The sequence below is a fragment of the Sphingopyxis sp. USTB-05 genome, from assembly GCF_023822045.1.
Classification (GTDB): Bacteria; Pseudomonadota; Alphaproteobacteria; order Sphingomonadales; family Sphingomonadaceae; genus Sphingopyxis.
Genome location: NZ_CP084712.1, coordinates 818,035 through 832,520, shown reverse-complemented (window position 1 = coordinate 832,520; position 14,486 = coordinate 818,035). Strand labels below are relative to the sequence as shown.

The following is a 14,486-nucleotide window of genomic DNA, read 5'->3' as shown; positions in this document are numbered from 1 at the left end:
AGCGCGATAACCCTCCTCAAGCGCCCATCATCCCGGCGAAGGCCGGGATGATGATAATGCGAAGATTGCAGCGGCATCCCTCCCCTTGAATTTCGGCACCCTGAAACCACATTCTGATCAATGTTGGGGGACGACGAAATACTGAGTGTGACGCTGCAGGACAGTGCGGCCGGGCTGCGGCTCGACCGCGCGCTTGCCGAAGCCCTCCCCAATCTATCGCGCGAACGAGTGAAGACGCTGATCAAGGGCGGACGCGTCGTCGACGCCGGCGGCAATATTCTGTGGGATCCGTCGGCCAAGGCGGCCGCGCCCGCGACGATCGAGGTCCGCCTGCCCGTCGCCACGCCCGCACATAATGTCGCGCAGGATATGGATCTGGTCATCGCTTATGAGGATGAACATCTGATCGTCGTCGACAAGCCGGCGGGCATGGTCGTCCACCCGGCCGCGGGCAATCTTGACGGTACGATGGTGAACGCGCTGCTCCATCATTGTGCGGGCCAGCTATCGGGCATCGGCGGGGTTGCGCGCCCCGGGATCGTTCACCGTATCGACAAGGATACGAGCGGGCTGATCGTCGCCGCAAAGCATGACAAGGCGCACGAAGGCCTGGCGAAACAATTTGCCGCGCACAGCATCGACCGCCGCTATCTCGCGATCGCAACCGGACGCCCGATCCCCGCAAACGGCACCGTCGATGCCGCGCTGGGCCGGTCGAGCACGAACCGCAAGAAAATGGCCGTTGTCGCCGAAGGCCGCGGCAAGCATGCGATCACCCATTACCGGACGATCGAGCCGCTGAAGAACGCGACGCTGGTCGAATGCCGACTCGAAACCGGACGCACGCACCAGGTCCGAGTCCATATGGCGCACATCGGCCATCCGCTTGTCGGTGACCCCGTCTATGGTCGCTCACGTAAACCTTTGTCTGATATACTCCGGGCACGGAATTTCGTACGTCAGGCGTTGCACGCCGCCCATTTGGGTTTTATTCATCCGGTGACCGGTAACGACATCGCGCTCGACAGCGAACTCCCAGGCGACATGCGGGAACTGATCGATGAATTGCGCGTTTAGGTTTCGAATGAAAATCTATTTTGACCGCCGGACTCAACCGCGGCATATTTCTCCTCTGAAAATAAGGGAAGTTTCTACCAATGGCTAACAAAAGCAATGTTCCGGCAACAGTGCCCGCACTCGGCGGTGAGGCGAGCCTGAACCGCTATCTGGCCGAAATCCGCAAGTTTCCGCTGCTCACCCCCGAGCAGGAATATATGCTCGCGAAGCGATTCCAGGAGCATGGCGACAATGAAGCTGCGGCGCAGCTCGTCACCTCGCACCTTCGCCTCGTCGCAAAGATCGCGATGGGCTATCGCGGCTATGGCCTGCCCGTCAGCGAGCTGATCAGCGAAGGCAATATCGGCCTGATGCAGGGCGTGAAGAAATTCGACCCCGAACGCGGCTTCCGCCTCGCGACCTATGCGATGTGGTGGATTCGCGCCTCGATCCAGGAATTCATCCTGCGCTCGTGGAGCCTTGTCAAAATGGGCACCACGGCTGCCCAGAAGAAGCTGTTCTTCAACCTCCGCCGGATGAAGAACAACCTCGCGGCGTTCGAGGACGGCGACTTGTCGCCCGAAAATGTCGCCAAGATCGCGACCGATCTCGGCGTCACCGAGGACGAGGTCATCAGCATGAACCGCCGCATGGCGATGGGCGGCGACACGTCGCTGAACGTCCCGATGGGCGAGGATGGCGACAGCCAATGGCAGGACCTGCTGGGCGACGAAGGCCCGTTGCAGGACGAGCGCGTGGCCGAAGCGCAGGAGCGTGACGTGCGTCATTCGCTGCTGAGCGAAGCGCTGGAAACGCTCAACGAGCGCGAGCGCCATATCCTGACCGAACGCCGGTTGACCGACGATCCCAAGACGCTCGAAGACCTGAGCCAGGTCTATGACGTCAGCCGCGAACGCGTCCGCCAGATCGAAGTCCGCGCGTTCGAAAAGCTGCAAAAGGCGATGCTGAAGCTCGCGGGCGACCGGCGACTGGTGGGCGCCTGATCCGCCCTTGGCCTTTGCGTCCGTGATTTGACTCGCGGGCGCAAAGGACTAGCCTTCCCCCGGCTTGGACGAAGGGGGAAATATCATGTGGAAATGGATCCGGGTTCCCAAGGGCATCGCGCTGCTGGCTTTTTTGCTGCCGTGGATGACCGTTAGCTGTTCCAACCAGAAACTTGTCGAAGCGAGCGGCTTCGGCCTCGCCTTTGGCCGCGTTACCGCGATGGGCCAAGCGGCGCAGGCAGGCGACGGTGCCTCGCTGAATATCTGGCTGATCTTGGCGCTGCTCGCGATTGCCGGCGGACTGGCGCTGCTTTTCCTGAAAGGGCGTGAAGCCGCAAAGCTGGTTCTCGGCACGTCGATTGCCGCGCTGGCGCTGATCTTCATCGGCACATATCGATACAGCAAGGATGCGATCCTCGCCGAGGCCGCCAAAAATAGCCAGAATGGCGGCATGGATCAGGCCGCGCTCGCGATGATCCAGGTCGATTGGGAAATCGGATATTGGCTGGCGCTGCTGTCGCTGATCGCGGCGGCGGTGATGGCGTGGCTGGTGTTAAGCGGCAAGGAAGCCGCCGCCGAAGCGAAGATGCGTTCGCTGGCTGCCGATGCGACCGGCGCAGCGAAGGACAAGACGGATGACGAGTTGCCGCAGGGCTGAGGTTGGAAGCGACTGATTGCAGACAGATTCTCTCCTCGTCACCCCGGGCTTGACCCGGGGTCCCGCTTGAGGTCGAAGCCAGTAAGTGCGTCAAAAAGCGGGATCCCGGGTCAAGCCCGGGATGACGGGATGTCCGCTCCCCACCCCAAAACAAACATCGCCTTCAATTAGGTCTTTCCTACATTATTCGGCCGTGCCAGCCTTCATCCGGCTCTTTCATTCGGTGAACAAAAAGCTGGTCGCTGCCTGGCTTGCGGGTACGACCACGATCGGACGTGCCGCGCACATCCAACACGCCGCGACGGGCAAATCGGGGCGCTCATAGGGCTGAACTTTACTGAACTTTGGAATATCTAGCCGGGCGATGTCCAAAGAGGGCAACGTCCGCTCACCACCCCCAAACCGACATCGGCGACAGCTACAAATTCAGGAAGGTTCGCGAATTGCCGCTGAGGATTTTCGCCTTCTGCGCGCCCGACAGCCCGTCATGCTCGCGCACCAACGCGCCGATGTCCTGCTCGCCGAGCGGAAAGGGATGATCCGAACCGAGCAGGATGCGATCCTCGCCCATCACGTCGATCAGCAGGGTCAGCGCACGCGGATCGAACACCGCAGAATCGACGAAGAAGCGATCGACGTAGGTCGACGGCGGATTGGGGCAGTCGACACGAACGATGTCGCGATATTTCCATGCATTCTCGACGCGGCCGAGCAGAAACGCAAAGCTGCCCCCTCCATGACCGAAACAGATGCGCAAATTTTTCGGCAGACGGTCGAACGCCCCCGACAGGATCAGCGAGAGGATCGAAAGCTGCGTCTCCGCCGGCATCGCAACGAGCCAGGGAAGCATATATTTGGGCATGCGCTCGCGCGCCATCATGTCCCACGGGTGGACCAGCACCGCCGCACCAACCTCGGCGCAGTGGGTGAGGAAGGTCAATATTCCTTCGTCGTCGAGATTGCGCAGCCCCATGTGATTGCCGATCTGGACGCCCAAATGGCCGCTTTCCATCGCACGGCTGACCTCGCGACACGACAGGTCGATATCCTGCAGCGGCACCTGCGCGAGCGCCTTCATCCGCTCGGGTGCATGCCCGCAAAATTCGAGCGCCGCGTCGTTGAAGCGCTGCGCGCATTCAAGCGCCTGCTCCGCCGGACGGCTGTAGCCGAACATGATCGGCGTCGCGCAGATGATCTGCAGGTCGATCCCCTGCTCGTCGAGCGCCTCCACGCGCCGCGCGGGGTCCCAGAGAATATCGTCGACGGGGCGAAATTCCTTCGCGCCCTGCATGATGAACCCTCTACCGCCGCCGGCATCGCGCAGCCAAGGTAGCCCCTCCGCCTCTGCGCGCATGCGATAGGCATCATCCATCGCAGGGAAGAAATGGCTGTGCATGTCGATCACGGCCACCTGTTTCGCGCCATTGTCAGTCATGATTTTCGCCGCACCCCTGTCTCGTCACGCGCCCGCCGGTCGCCAATGCGTGCGGGCCATGAGGTTGAGTAACGAGCGTCAGCTATCAACAATAATCCCGAGACTTGCCCTAGCTATTACAAAATGGCTATAACCTCCAAAAATCGGGGCGGAGGATCAGCATGCCTAAGTTTCACGAGAATTTCCTTCTCAGCCGGCTGAAGCTGCGCCAGCTTCGCCTCCTCACGGCGATCGCCGACGAAGGCACGGTGCTAAAGGGCTCGCAGGCGCTGAATATCGCCCAGCCCGCCGCGACGAAGAGCATCAAGGAGCTCGAAGACGCGCTGGGCGTCCAGCTTTTCGAACGCTCGTCGCGCGGAGTGACGCCGACCGATTTCGGAACGGTGATGATCAAACACGCCAAGCTGATCCTCGCGCAGCTTCGCCATGCGGGCGAGGAGTTGCAGTCGCTCGAGGAAGGCCTGTCGGGGCGCGTCCATGTCGGCACGCTGCTTGCGGCGTCGACATCGCTGTTACCGCGTGCGCTCGCCCGGCTGCGCGAACGGCGCCCGGGGATCGCGGTGACGGTCGCCGAGGGGACGATCGACCGGCTGATGCCGGGGCTCCGCACCGGGGACATCGACGTCGTGCTCGGCCGCCTGCCCGAATATCGCGAGCGCGAAGGGTTGAAGCAGGATGTGCTCTATCTCGACACGGTATCGATCATGGTGCGCGAAGGGCATCCGCTGACCGAACGAGGTTCACTCACTCTCGCCGACCTGGTCGAACAAGCGTGGGTGATGCCACCGACGCAAACCTCGCTCCGCCGACAGATCGACCAGGCCTTTCGCCACGAAAATCTGGAGCCGCCGCTCGACGTGATCGAGTCGGTGTCGATCCTCACCAACCATGCGCTGCTGGTAAGCACCGACATGCTCGCCGCGATGCCGCATCAGGTGGGCCTCAGCCAGGCGGGGCTCGTCGCGCTGCCGGTGACGCTCGAAGGCGCGGGTTCGCGCATCGGCGCGACGACGCACGCGAATGTGGAGCTGTCGGCGGCCGCCGCCTATTTCATGAGCGTCGTCCATGAGGTCGCCGCGGAAATCCGCGGCGAACTGGGACAGGATCAGGAAGCGCTGGCCGAACCGCGGGACACGCGACGCCAGACGAAATAGGCAGCCACGATCGCAACCAGCCACGGCCCGCCCGCGAAGACTGCGACCTGCCAGTCGGCGTCGATCGCCATCGTCACCGTGATCGCTCCAAGTAGAACGAGCCCCAATATCTGCGCATAAGGAAAGAAGGGCATCCGCACCGGGAGGTCGGCCGACCGATGTTTGCGGCGGAAGCGCAGATGGCTGACGAGGATCGCGCTCCACACGAGGAGCCCGCCGAACAGCACGATGCCGAAGAGATAGTTATAAGCGAGCGGCGTCAGGATCGACAGCGAGGCGGCGGCCAGAATGCCGATACCGGTAACGATCGTGGCCCGCATCGGCACATGCTGCGCGTTGAGCTCGCCGAGCTTCTTCGGCGCATAGCCACCGCGCGCAAGCGAGAAGAGCATGCGCGAGCCCAAATAGATGCTGGTGTTCATCGCCGACAGCGCCGCCGAGGCGACGACGAAGTTCATAATTCCCGCCGCGTAGGGGATGCCTGCGCTCGCAAACATCTTCACGAACGGGCTTTCGGTGACCACCTTCGCGCCGGACTCGGTCCATGGCAGGAAGGCGACGATGATGAAGAGCGCGAGAATGTAGAAAAGGAACAAGCGCCCCGCCATCGTGCGCAGCGCCGCCGGGATCGCGGTCTTCGGATCCTTGGCTTCGCTTGCCGTGCCGACGACGAACTCCAGCCCCATGAATGAAAAGAGCGCCATCAGCACCGCCAGCCATACGCCCGAGAAGCCGTTCGGCAGGAAACCGCCGGGAAGCCCCGTCACATTGTGGAGCCCGACGGGATCGCCGACGATGCCGAAGATACGGCTCAAACCGACAACGATGAAGGCGACGATCGCAGAGACCTTGATCACGGTCAGCCAATATTCGACCGAGCCAAAATTATGGACCGCCCGCGTGTTCACCCAGACGACAGTCACCGCACTGCCGAGTGCCCACATCCACACCGGCATGTCGGGGAACCACCAGCTCATATAGATGCCGACCGCGACCGCTTCGCTGCCGATCAACAGCATCTGCTGGATCCAATAGGTGTAGCGGACGACAAAACCCATCAGCGGGCCGAGATAGATTTCGGCATAAGTACCGAACGAACCCGCGGTCGGATGGACGACCGCCATTTCGGAGAGGCTGAACACCATGATCACGGCAATCAGCGCTGCGATCAAATAGCTGACGAGCACGCCGGGGCCAGCATAGCCGATCGCGATGCCCGACCCCATGAAGAGGCCGGTGCCGATCGCGCCGCCCAGACCGATCATGATGATCTGCGCCTTGGTCAGCCCGCGTTCGAGCCCCGCTTCGCGGTCGATATAGGCCTGTTCGTCCATGAATCCCCCTTGCCGTCCGTCAGGTGACAGCTTCGCGCGCCTGATATTCAGGCTGTCTCCAGATGTCACCGTCCATGATGTGGACGAGCCGGTCGACCGCATCCCACACGTCGGCATAGCCGACATAGAGCGGCGTGAAGCCGAAGCGCACCGTGTCGGGCGCGCGAAAATCGCCGATCACCCCTGCCGCGATCAGCGCACGCATGATCGGATAGCCCTCGGCATGCGCGAACGACACCTGACTGCCGCGCGCCGCCGCGTCGCGCGGCGAGGCGAGCGTGAAACCGTGCCGGTCGCAGCGCGCCTCGACCAAGCGAATGAAGAGGTCCGTAAGCGCCATCGACTTGGCACGGACCGCCTCCATGTCAGCCGCGCGATGGATGTCGAGCCCGACCTCGACGAGCGCCATAGACAGGATCGGCTGGGTTCCGATGAGGAACTGGCGAATGTCGTGCTGCGGACGATAGTCGGGCTCGAAAGCGAAGGGCGCAGCGTGACCCCACCAACCGGTGACAGGTTGCAAGCCCTGCCCTTGATGGCGTTTGGCCGCGAACAGGAAGGCAGGCGAGCCTGGGCCACCGTTCAGATATTTATAGGTGCAGCCGACCGCAAAATCCGCGCCCGCGCCATTCAGGTCGACCGGCATCGCCCCCGCGCTGTGACACAGGTCCCAGATTGCAAGCGCGCCCGCATCATGTGCACGCGCAGTGATTGCCGCCATGTCGTGGATATGACCGGTCTTGTAATGGACATGGGTGATCGCGACCGCAATCGTGTCTTCGTCGATCGCACCCGCGATCTCGTCCTTCTCGCAGAGCCGGACCTTGACCCGTCCGCCGGTCGCCGCCGCAACGCCTTGCGCGATATAATTGTTCGTCGGAAAATTGCTGCCTTCGAGGATCAGCACACTGCGATCAGGGCGCAGCGCGACCGCCGCCGAAAGCACTTTGAACAGGTTCTGACTCGTCGAATCGCAGATCACGACCTCGCCTGGCGCGGCGCCGATAAGCGGTGCGAGCTTGTCGCCAAGCCGCACCGGCAGATCGAACCAGCCCGCGCTGTTCCAGCTCTTGATGAGGTCGGCGCCCCATTCGCGCGTCACCACATCATGAGCACGCTCGCTCGCCCCTTTCGGCATCGCACCAAGCGAATTGCCGTCGAGATAGATCATCCCGTCAGGCAGATGGAAATGCGCGCGCAACAGCGCGAGCGGGTCGGCGACATCCATCGCCTCGCAGGCGGCACGGTCGAGGTTGGCGGCTTCAAGCGTCATGGAAACATATTACCTTTGTCTGCGACATTTCGCGCGCGGCATAGCGCACGCCCTCGCGGCCCATATTGCCCCGGCCCGCGCCGCCGAACGGCATGGCGTCGAGGCGATAGTCGGTCGAGTCGTTGATCATCACCCCAGCGGCGCGCAGGCGGGCCGCCGCGTAGCGGACCGTGCGGAGCGATTCGGAGAACAGCGCGGCATGGATCGCGTAGTCGGCGCGATTGGCCGCGTCGATCGCCGCATCGAGGTCGGTAAAACGGAACAGGCTGACGACCGGCCCGAATGCCTCATGGCAGGCAATGCTTGCATCGTCCGGGACATTCGCGAGCAATGTCGGCCGCACGAGCGTCCCCGCGCGCTCGCCGCCCGCGAGCAGCGTCGCGCCGCGCGATACCGCCTCGACCGTCCAGGCGATCATGCGCTCGGCCTCGGTAGCGCCGATCATTGGGCCGACGTCGGTTTCGCCGTCCATCGGATCGCCAACGCGCAGCGCCTTAAGCGCCGCCAGGAGCGCAGCCTGAAACGCGTTGAAAACGGTATCGTGGACATAGATGCGCTGAACCCCGATGCAATTCTGCCCCGCCGCGCCAAAGGCGCCGGCGACGCATGCCGAGGCCGCCTTTTCGATATTGGCATCATCCATCACGATCACGGGGCCGTTGCCGCCCAGTTCCATCGCCAGCCGTTTAATCCCCGCCGCGCGGCAGATCGCCTCGCCGACGTGCGCGCCGCCGGTAAAACTGACCATCGCGACGTCGGCATGCCCCGTCAGCGCATCACCAAAATCGCTACCGCGCCCGGTCAGCAGGCAAAGTGCCTCCTCCGGCAGCCCTGCCGCCAGCAGCAGCCGCGCGAGCATGATCGCGACGAGCGGCGCCTGCTCGGCGGGCTTCAGCACCACCGAATTGCCTGCGGCGAAAGCGGGGCCGAGCTTGTGGCAGACGAGGTTGAGCGGGTCGTTGAACGGCGTGATCGCGGCGATCACGCCGACAGGTTCATAGACATAATATCCCGAACGCGCCTCGCCGCCCGGAAAACTGTCGAAGGCGATCGTCTCGCCCGCGAGCCGCACCGCTTCTTCGGCCGAAAGGCGCAGCGTGTTGACCGCGCGTGCAACCTCGCGCCGTGCGGCACGGATCGGCTTGCCGGTCTCTGTGGTGATCGCGGCGGCAAAGCGCTCGTTATCGGCTTCGAGTGCCGCCGCGGCGGCATGAAGAATGCGCGATCGTTCGCCGGTCGACAGCAAGCGCATCGCCGCCGCACCGCGCAGCGCGCTCGCCACCGCGCGTTCGACGTGGCCTGCGTCGGCGCAGGCAACCGCACCGAGCGCCTCGCCCGACCAGGGGTTGGTCACCGGCATCATATCGTCCGCCGCTTCCCAGCGGCCGCCGATCAACAACGACCGGCCCGCCCCCAAAGCGGAATGCATCATGGCTTGTCCTTGCGCAGCACCAACTCGTCATATTCGCGGCTGTCGAGCAGGGCCTCGACGATGACCGGGCCGCCCGCCGCAAAGCCTGCTTCGAGCGCGGCGCGGAACTCGGCCGGATCGCGCGCGACCGTCACCGGCACGCCGAACAGCGACGGCCCGCCGATCGTCCCTTCGGCGCGCACTGGCGTGCCATAGATCGGGTTCTGCTTTCTTTCCTGCTTTATGCGGATCAGTGCGAGGTCGTTGTCGGTGAAGACGACGATCACGATAGGCAATTTCTCGCGCACTGCGGTCGCTAGCTCGCCGACCGTCATCAGGAAGCCACCGTCGCCCAGCACGCAGCACACGGGCGTATCGGGGCGACAGAGTTTCGCGGCGATTGCGGCAGGAAGGCCGAAGCCCATTGCAGACCAACCGTTGGTCATGATCTGCGTGCCCGGCTTCGGCGTCCGCCAATGCTGGCCGATGAGGTGCGTATGCGCGCCGACATCGCACGTCATGATGCCGTCGTCGGGCAGTACGTCGCGCAGTACGTCGAGCGCCGCACAGGGCCCGAAAGGCCCGTCGCGTCCGGCAAGTTTCGCGAACATGGCGGCCTTGCGCTCGGCAAGAGCTTCGAGGTCCCAGCGCTTGGCCGCCGCGGGCAGCGCGAGCAGCGCATCGAGCGCGGGCGCAATCGCGCCGACGACGTCGGCGGCAACTGGATGCTTGTCGCGATCGATGTCGGCAGGCGCGACGTCGATGCTCGCAAGCGTGAGCCCGTCCTTCATCCAGCTTTCGTAATTGAACTCGATCGGGTCATAGCCGACCGCGACGACCAAATCGGCCTCGGCATGCGTCTTGCCGACCATGTCGGACAGCGCGTGGAACAGGACACCAGCATAGTTGGGATGATCCTCGGCCACCATACCCTTCGCCATCGGGGTCAGCAGCACCGGCAAACCGAAGCGCTCCGCGAGCGCAACGATGCGGTCCTGCACCCCAGCATGGACGGCCCCGAGGCCAATCGCGAGCACCGGCTTTTCGGCGGCCGCGAAGGCCGCGACAAGGGCGTCGACATCGGACGCAGCCGGAGCGGGTACAGGATCCGTGACAATTGAGCCTACGGTCGCCTGCTCGACTGCCACCGCGCTCATCCCCTGCGGCAGCCCGACATGCACGGCGCCGGGTCGCCCCGACAGCGCGATACGCGCCGCGTCGGCAAGTGTCGCGACCACACTATCGGCCTCGATCCGCATCGTCGCCTTGGTGAGCGGCGCAAACAGGGCCTGGTGATCGATTGCCATCTGCACCGTGCGGCCGCGCAATGATGCGGGCATTTCGTCGGTCAGCGCAATCATCGGCGAACGGTCGAGCGTCGCACCACCGACCCCGGTCGCAAGGTTGGTAGCGCCGGGGCCGAAGGTGCCGAAGCACACGCCCGGGGCACCGGTCAGCCGCCCGCAGATATCGGCCATGAAACCCGCCCCGCCCTCGTGGCTCGCGAGCACGAAGTCGATGCCGTCGGTGGTGCGGATCGCCTCCATATAGTCGACCCAGCCGCCGCTGGGGACGCCGAAGATGTGACGCACGCCCATGTCGCGGAGCGCCCCCACGACATTGCGGGCAACATTGGTCGATTTCATGCGCGATCCTTCATGCGAGAGCCGTCCTCTGGCCACCGGCCTAAGCGCGCGCGCCATAAACAAATAATACCGAATGACTGCCCTGATATACTCTAAGAGTTATAGGAATCGATCAGACGAAACGGTTTGCGATCGTCCCGACGCCCTCGACGCCGCCCTCGACCAGGTCGCCCCGAACGATCCGGCCGACGCCCGCCGGCGTCCCGGTGTAGATGAGGTCGCCGGCCTTGAGTTCGACATAGGTCGACAGTTCGGCGATGATGTCGGCCACGGGCCAGATCATGTCGGCAATGTCGCCCTCTTGCTGCAAGACACCGTTGACCGACAGCCAGATGCGCGCGTTTGCGGGATGGCCGATCGCGTCGGCGGGGCGGATCGGAGAGATGACCGCGCTATGGTCGAAGCCCTTTGCCATATCCCATGGCCGCCCCGCACCCTTTGCCTCGGCCTGCAGGTCGCGGCGCGTCAAGTCGTTGCCGACGGCATAGCCGAACACTGTCTCGATCGCGGCATCCTGTGCGATGTCGCGGCCGCCGCTGCCGAGCGCGACGACAAGCTCGATCTCGTGATTAAGGTTGGCGGTACGCGGCGGCATGGCAATTTCAGCCGCCGCGCCGATGACCGCATCGGCGGGCTTGGCAAAGAAAAAGGGCGGTTCACGGTCGGGTGCGCCGCCCATCTCTCGCGCATGCTCGGCATAATTCCGTCCCACGCAGAAGATACGGCGAACGGGGAAGCGATCATCGCTCCCCGCGATCTCCACGGTCGGCGCGGCAACGGAAAATTTGGGGCTCATCACTGAATCCTTGGCGTCAGGCTGGCGGATAGAGCGCCGCGCGGCATTTGCTGAGGTCGGTGCCGTCAAGGCCGCCTTCCCTCACCGCATTCCACGGGCTCCCCATCTTGTCTTCGGGGCGATACCAAAAGCCATAGAGCTTGCCGTTCGCCGCGACCAGCGTTGCCGCGCCGATGCTGCCTTCTTCTTTCGAGAACCAGGCCAAGCGCATGATGCGGCCAAAGACCGTCCCGCGCAGCGTGCCGAGCCCGTCGTTGTAGCAACCGAAAATCTCGCTGCCCTGCTGCCGCAGCGCAATTGGACCATATTCATGGGCGTAGATGCCGCTCGCATCGGTGACCGCCGCCGCGCCGCGCTGATCGAGCGTGCCGAGGACCGCGAGGTCCGACAGGCGCGTCTGCCCGCTGCCCGCCCAATTGCTGTCGATGCGCAGCCGCAGCCAGCGGGCCGAAGCTTCCTTGGGCAGCTTTACCACCGTCTGCGCGTCGGCCTTCGCCTCGCCCTCGACGAGCGTTTCGAACGGCCCCTCGGGTCCCTTGGTCGAACCGAGCAGTGCGAAACGCCGCACCGGCGATCCTTCGGCGGTCTGCGACATCGACCCATCCTCGCGCACGACGGGTTCGAAACGGTTGTCGAGCGCGACCGCCGTAACCTTGCCATTGCCCGCGAGCTCGAAGTTCAGCGCGTGCGGCAGCGTGGCGCCCTTGTCCGAAAGCCAGCCATAAGCTGCGCCGCCGTCGACAAGGTTGATCGCCCAGGTCGACCAATGCCGCTTCGCCTCGCCCGCATCGGCCTCTGCAATCCCGCCCCAACTGATGTGCAGGATATTGTCGCCCGCGGGTTCGGGGGGTTTTTGCGCCGCCTTTTCGGCGGGCGAATTCGAGCATCCGGCAAGGAGCAATGCTCCCGCCAGCGCCATATTCCATGCGCGCATAAATCTATCCTCCAGCTATAAAGTCAGCGGCGTTCGGGCCAGATCGTCTTCGGCGCGCCAAGATTGGGCTTGCCGAGCAGCGGGCTCGACAAGGCGTAGACGCCGTTCACCGAAAATGCCCAGATGATGTTGCGGTCATATTCGGTATAGACCGCGAAGGTCGAGTTACCGAACGTATAGCTCGGCAATTCCTTGTCGGTCGGGAAACGCGGGACAAAATAGCCCGCAATCGTCGGCTTCGCCGGATCCTTCACATCAAAGATCTGGATACCGGCGTTATAGAAAGCATAGATGGCGAGCCCCTGCCGTCCGCGCTCAGGCTGACCCAGCCCGCCCGAACGCTTCGGCCCGAAGCTGCCGCGGCGCTGGCAATAGTCGGTGAAGCCAGCGCCGGGCGGCGGCACCGGCCGTGGGAACTTTGCCGCGACCTTCGGATGCGCCGGATCGCGCACATCGATCGAGAAAATATCTTTATAGGGCTCGTAACAGCTCTCGTTCATCGGATAGCCGTTCGAGAAGACGAAGCCGGTGCGGTCATATTGGCTGACGTCGACATTATCGAACTCGGTCCCGGCAAAGCTCGGCGGGACGCTGAGATGGCCGAGCGTTTTCGGCTGCGCCGGATTCTTGAGATCGAAGGTATAGAAGCCGAGCCCTCCCATGCCGCCGAAGCCGATCCGGCCGCCGCCCTCAACCGGCTTGGTCAGCACGATCGGGTTGCGCGATCCCATCCAGCTCGTCCGGTTGCCCGCGCGCGGATTGGCGCGATAGGCGGCCTCGCTCGCTTTGTCGCCAAGCACCTGCCCGGGCACGGTGATCTGCGAAACGAACTTCGGGTTCGCAGGATCGTCCATGTCCCAGACCTGATAGCCCGGCGAATAGAGATAATCGGGATATTCGGTCAGGCCGTAGCTGTCGTCGGGCGCCGCGGAGAGCAGCATATATTTTCCGCCCCACCAGGTCACCGCGTCGAGTGCGCCCGACCCTTGCTGCTCGCCGATGGGCGCTTCGGGATGTTTATAGTCGGTCGTACGCGTCGCGATCAGGTCCCATCTGTCGGGCGTCGGCCCGTTCATCACAAAGACCTTGAACCCTTTGAGCGAGTTATAGCGGCGCTGCGCCGCGACCTTGTCGGGCTGGCGCCGTTTATCCTCGAGCAGCCCGAAGCGCCCGATCTCGTAGGAGGCGATCAGCACGTTGCGCTGTAATTTCTTGTTCCACGCGATGGTGACGCCGCCGAAATAATCAGTGACCGCCGACGCGTCCCAATCCTCGCTCGATCCCTTTGCATCCCATACCCCGCCCTTCGACCAGACGATCTTCGCTTGTCGCGGGTCGGTGACGTCGAGGATGCGCAGATAGTCGCGGTCGTGCGTGTAAAGATAACGACGCCCGCCGAAATCGACGACATTCGCCCAGGCGTGCCACGGCGAGGTTACCGCGGGGTAGAAAGCGACGACCTCGACATTCTTTGCATAGCTGTTCTGATCCCACCCATCGAGCTGGCCGGGAAAGCCCGGAACATCAGTGGTCAGGCGCGTCGAGGCGGGATGGCGGAAGCTGCCGTTGGAGTTCATGCCGTAATCGACCCCGGGCACCGGATCGGCGGGCGGGTTTTCGGGCGTCGCATCCTGCCACGCCTTTAACCATGGATCGCGGACGTCTATCGGGCCGGGCTCATGGCCGCCCGACCAATCGGCGGCAGCCAGGATTGCGGGATAAAGCAATGCCGCCAGCATCGCCGCGCCGCCCGCCCAATATTTGCTACCGCTCTTCATATTGGCC

12 protein-coding genes are annotated in these 14,486 nt (G+C 63.7%); 4 read left to right on the top strand and 8 right to left on the bottom strand.

Annotation, left to right across the window (positions count from 1 at the left end):
- Window positions 1-120: 120 nt before the first annotated feature.
- From KEC45_RS03575 to KEC45_RS03565, 3 genes are all read left to right on the top strand, one after another.
- Window positions 121-1,077, top strand: a complete 957-nt coding sequence (locus KEC45_RS03575; protein ID WP_062183037.1) for an RluA family pseudouridine synthase — start codon at window positions 121-123, stop codon at window positions 1,075-1,077.
- An 80-nt stretch (window positions 1,078-1,157) separates the two neighbouring features.
- Complete coding sequence (gene rpoH, locus KEC45_RS03570) at window positions 1,158-2,060, top strand: RNA polymerase sigma factor RpoH (RefSeq protein ID WP_062183040.1); 903 nt, start codon at window positions 1,158-1,160, stop codon at window positions 2,058-2,060.
- 85 nt (window positions 2,061-2,145) lie between these two features.
- Complete coding sequence (locus tag KEC45_RS03565) at window positions 2,146-2,718, top strand: hypothetical protein (RefSeq protein WP_062183043.1); 573 nt, start codon at window positions 2,146-2,148, stop codon at window positions 2,716-2,718.
- Window positions 2,719-3,136: 418 nt separating this feature from the next.
- Here the strand turns inward: KEC45_RS03565 and KEC45_RS03560 are convergent, their stop codons facing one another.
- The gene (locus KEC45_RS03560) at window positions 3,137-4,153 is read right to left on the bottom strand and encodes an amidohydrolase family protein (RefSeq protein ID WP_062183046.1); all 1,017 of its coding nucleotides are present in this window, start codon (window positions 4,151-4,153) and stop codon (window positions 3,137-3,139) included.
- Window positions 4,154-4,314: 161 nt separating this feature from the next.
- Here KEC45_RS03560 and KEC45_RS03555 point away from each other — a divergent pair, with 161 nt between their 5' ends.
- A complete protein-coding gene (locus KEC45_RS03555) occupies window positions 4,315-5,307 on the top strand; it encodes a LysR family transcriptional regulator (protein ID WP_062183047.1) in 993 nt (330 codons plus the stop codon).
- Here KEC45_RS03555 and KEC45_RS03550 read toward each other — a convergent pair.
- The 7 genes from KEC45_RS03550 to KEC45_RS03520 all read right to left on the bottom strand — a co-directional run bounded on the left by KEC45_RS03550 (window position 5,259) and on the right by KEC45_RS03520 (window position 14,479).
- Complete coding sequence (locus KEC45_RS03550) at window positions 5,259-6,641, bottom strand: amino acid permease (RefSeq protein ID WP_062183050.1); 1,383 nt, start codon at window positions 6,639-6,641, stop codon at window positions 5,259-5,261. The two genes, KEC45_RS03555 and KEC45_RS03550, sit on opposite strands and share 49 nt — an antisense overlap.
- Window positions 6,642-6,660: 19 nt before the next feature.
- Window positions 6,661-7,914 (bottom strand): kynureninase, encoded by a 1,254-nt coding sequence (gene kynU, locus KEC45_RS03545; RefSeq protein ID WP_062183053.1) that lies wholly within the window; start codon window positions 7,912-7,914, stop codon window positions 6,661-6,663.
- Window positions 7,904-9,346: an aldehyde dehydrogenase family protein gene (locus KEC45_RS03540; RefSeq protein WP_252171493.1), complete on the bottom strand. Its 1,443-nt coding sequence runs from the start codon at window positions 9,344-9,346 to the stop codon at window positions 7,904-7,906. The genes kynU and KEC45_RS03540 overlap by 11 nt, the downstream gene beginning before the upstream one ends.
- Window positions 9,343-10,971, bottom strand: a complete 1,629-nt coding sequence (locus KEC45_RS03535; protein ID WP_062183055.1) for a thiamine pyrophosphate-binding protein — start codon at window positions 10,969-10,971, stop codon at window positions 9,343-9,345. Before KEC45_RS03535 ends, KEC45_RS03540 begins: the two co-directional genes overlap by 4 nt.
- 112 nt (window positions 10,972-11,083) lie before the next feature.
- Window positions 11,084-11,767, bottom strand: coding sequence for a fumarylacetoacetate hydrolase family protein (locus KEC45_RS03530; protein ID WP_062183057.1), 684 nt, complete (start codon window positions 11,765-11,767; stop codon window positions 11,084-11,086).
- A gap of 16 nt (window positions 11,768-11,783) precedes the next feature.
- The gene (locus tag KEC45_RS03525; RefSeq protein WP_252171492.1) at window positions 11,784-12,701 is read right to left on the bottom strand and encodes a hypothetical protein; all 918 of its coding nucleotides are present in this window, start codon (window positions 12,699-12,701) and stop codon (window positions 11,784-11,786) included.
- A 23-nt stretch (window positions 12,702-12,724) separates the two neighbouring features.
- Window positions 12,725-14,479, bottom strand: coding sequence for a hypothetical protein (locus KEC45_RS03520; RefSeq protein WP_062183063.1), 1,755 nt, complete (start codon window positions 14,477-14,479; stop codon window positions 12,725-12,727).
- Between the last annotated feature and the right edge of the window lie 7 nt (window positions 14,480-14,486).

Coding starts and splice junctions, on each gene's coding strand:
- KEC45_RS03575 (WP_062183037.1), top strand. CDS start 121: ATGTTGGGGGACGACGAAATACTGAGTGTGACGCTGCAGGACAGTGCG.
- rpoH (WP_062183040.1), top strand. CDS start 1,158: ATGGCTAACAAAAGCAATGTTCCGGCAACAGTGCCCGCACTCGGCGGT.
- KEC45_RS03565 (WP_062183043.1), top strand. CDS start 2,146: ATGTGGAAATGGATCCGGGTTCCCAAGGGCATCGCGCTGCTGGCTTTT.
- KEC45_RS03560 (WP_062183046.1), bottom strand. CDS start 4,153: ATGACTGACAATGGCGCGAAACAGGTGGCCGTGATCGACATGCACAGC.
- KEC45_RS03555 (WP_062183047.1), top strand. CDS start 4,315: ATGCCTAAGTTTCACGAGAATTTCCTTCTCAGCCGGCTGAAGCTGCGC.
- KEC45_RS03550 (WP_062183050.1), bottom strand. CDS start 6,641: ATGGACGAACAGGCCTATATCGACCGCGAAGCGGGGCTCGAACGCGGG.
- kynU (WP_062183053.1), bottom strand. CDS start 7,914: ATGACGCTTGAAGCCGCCAACCTCGACCGTGCCGCCTGCGAGGCGATG.
- KEC45_RS03540 (WP_252171493.1), bottom strand. CDS start 9,346: ATGATGCATTCCGCTTTGGGGGCGGGCCGGTCGTTGTTGATCGGCGGC.
- KEC45_RS03535 (WP_062183055.1), bottom strand. CDS start 10,971: ATGAAATCGACCAATGTTGCCCGCAATGTCGTGGGGGCGCTCCGCGAC.
- KEC45_RS03530 (WP_062183057.1), bottom strand. CDS start 11,767: ATGAGCCCCAAATTTTCCGTTGCCGCGCCGACCGTGGAGATCGCGGGG.
- KEC45_RS03525 (WP_252171492.1), bottom strand. CDS start 12,701: ATGCGCGCATGGAATATGGCGCTGGCGGGAGCATTGCTCCTTGCCGGA.
- KEC45_RS03520 (WP_062183063.1), bottom strand. CDS start 14,479: ATGAAGAGCGGTAGCAAATATTGGGCGGGCGGCGCGGCGATGCTGGCG.